General features: G+C 68.5%; 3 protein-coding genes. All 3 read right to left on the reverse strand.

What is annotated here, in order from left to right:
- The coding region (locus JCM19049_RS12585; RefSeq protein WP_279403143.1) for a hypothetical protein at positions 1 to 188 on the reverse strand (188 nt) is incomplete at its 3' end.
- Positions 161 to 562 carry a hypothetical protein gene (locus JCM19049_RS12590; protein WP_054821763.1) on the reverse strand — a complete coding sequence of 134 codons (402 nt, stop codon included), beginning with the start codon at positions 560 to 562 and terminating at the stop codon, positions 161 to 163. The genes JCM19049_RS12590 and JCM19049_RS12585, both read right to left, overlap by 28 nt.
- A 162-nt stretch (positions 563 to 724) precedes the next feature.
- Positions 725 to 2,041, reverse strand: a complete 1,317-nt coding sequence (locus JCM19049_RS12595; protein ID WP_054821764.1) for a DUF349 domain-containing protein — start codon at positions 2,039 to 2,041, stop codon at positions 725 to 727.
- Positions 2,042 to 2,043: the final 2 nt, after the last annotated feature.

Here is a 2,043-nt window from a genome sequence, read left to right on the forward strand (position 1 = left end):
CGCTGCACCGGGGAACTGCCCGGCATCCGGTTCAGGCGCTGCAGCACCGCCTGAAGGTGCAGGTACGGGTCCTGCAGGCGCTGGATGCGATCCAGCGCATCGACCACGATCGGCAGCGGGTCGTGGCAGGCCATGTCGCACACGGTGCGCAGCAGGCTGGTCACCGGGACCGGGCCGCGCACCAGCACCTCATCGGCTCCAGCTGCAGCTGCATGAACTCATAGGGCAACCCGAAACTGGAGGGCACCGGCCGGCGGTAGACCGGGCTGCTGATGCCCATGCTGGTCGGGGAGGGAACCAGGCCATGGATCCACCCGGCCGCGGAGCGGCAGAACACTTCCCCGGGCCGCAGCCGCCGCCCGGCGACAAAGTGGGCGATCTGCGCCCGAACGCTCGCGTCGTAGCGGTGGCTAACATCCAGGTAGTGCCCGGGCAGGGTTTCGCGCAGGTAGCCGCGTGAAACCATCGCCCCCAGCTCGTTGCGGGTAAAGGGCTGGCCGATAACGAACAGGTCTTCGGGAATGCGCAGCGCCGCGGGGCGCTGCCTAGTAGTTTTTTCCATGCTGCTACTGAAACAGATTGCCCGTCGCTGTGGCAGGTGAAGTGCCCGGCTGTGGATTACCGGTGCAGGCCAGCGCAGCGCGCCGGAAAGAACAAGGGGAGTAAACGCGAACCGCCCACCGCAGGTGCTGCCTGCGGTGGGCGGTTCAAGGCTGCTGGCAGCCTACTGGAAGTCGGCGGCCGACTTCTCCAGGGTGTTCAGCCACATGCGGCGGGCGTCCAGCGCCTCCTGGGCCGCGGCGATCTTCTTCTCGTTGCCCTTCTTCTTGGCCTGCTCCAGGTCCTCCTCCAGCTGGGCAATGGTGTCCTGCAGCTGGGAGAGCATCGAGTTGGAACGGGCCTTGGTTTCCGGGTTGGAACGGCGCCACTGCTCGTCCTCGGCATTGCGCACCGCGTCCTCCACGTGGCGCAGCGCCGACTCCACCCGCTGCAGGTCCCCGCGCGGCACCTTGCCGGCGGCTTCCCAGCGGTCGCGGATGGATTCCAGGGACTTCTTCGCGGCGTTCAGATCCTTGATCGGCAGCAGTGCGCGGGCTTCCTCCAGCAGCGCCTCCTTGACCACCAGGTTCTCCCGGAAACTGGCGTCGACCTTCGCGTTCTGCTCGGCGCGGGCCTGGAAGAACACGTCCTGCGCGGCGCGGAAGCGGCCCCACAGTGCGTCGTCGTCCTTGCGCGAGGCACGGCGCGACTTCTTCCACTCGTCCATCAGCTTGCGGTACTCGGCGGCGGTGCCGGCCCAGTCAGTGGAATTCTGCAGCGCCTCGGCGCGCTCGATCAGCGCCTCCTTGACCTTCTTCGCCTCGGCGTTCTGCGCATCAAGCTGCGAGAAGTAGGCGCGGCGGTGGCGGTCAAAGGTGGTGCGGGCGGCACGGAAGCGCTTCCACAGCGCGTCCTCGGTGGAGCGCGGCAGGCGCACGGAGGAGCGCTGGGCTTCCTTCCACGCGTCGAACAGGCCGTTCATGGTCTGCGAGGCGGTCTTCCACTGGATCTGCTCCGGGTTCTTCCCCGCCAGCTCCTCGGCCTGCACGACGATGCCCTCACGGATCTTCTGCTGCTCGGCCCGGGCCTGCTCGGTGGCGCGGCGCTGCTCCTTGCCCAGGGCCTCCACGGCGGTGCGCAGGGTTTCCAGGCGGGTCTCCAGGGCGGCGATATCGCCGACCATGGCGCGTTCGGAGACCAGGGCGGCGATGGAGTCGATGGTCTTGGCCATGTCGCCGCTGGGCGCCTTGGCCGCGACCCGCTGCTCGAGCAGCATCATCTGCGAGACCACGTCGTCGTACTTGCGCACGAAGTAGGCCAGCGCCTCATCCTCGGTGGCATCCGGGTACTGGCCCACCGGGTGTTCGGTGCCGTCGATGATGACGAACACGTGGCCGTCCTCGGTGACGCGGGCAAACTTGCGCGCCTCATCCAGGGGAGTGGAGTGGTCGGCCGGGGCCGGGGCCGCCGGGGCTACGGCGGGCTTGGCCGCGGGGCGCACCG

The organism is Arthrobacter sp. JCM 19049, from assembly GCF_001310435.1.

What these genes read in the sequence shown, in the direction of transcription:
- JCM19049_RS12590 (WP_054821763.1), bottom strand. Translation starts at nt 562, where the DNA reads ATGGAAAAAACTACTAGGCAGCGCCCCGCGGCGCTGCGCATTCCCGAA.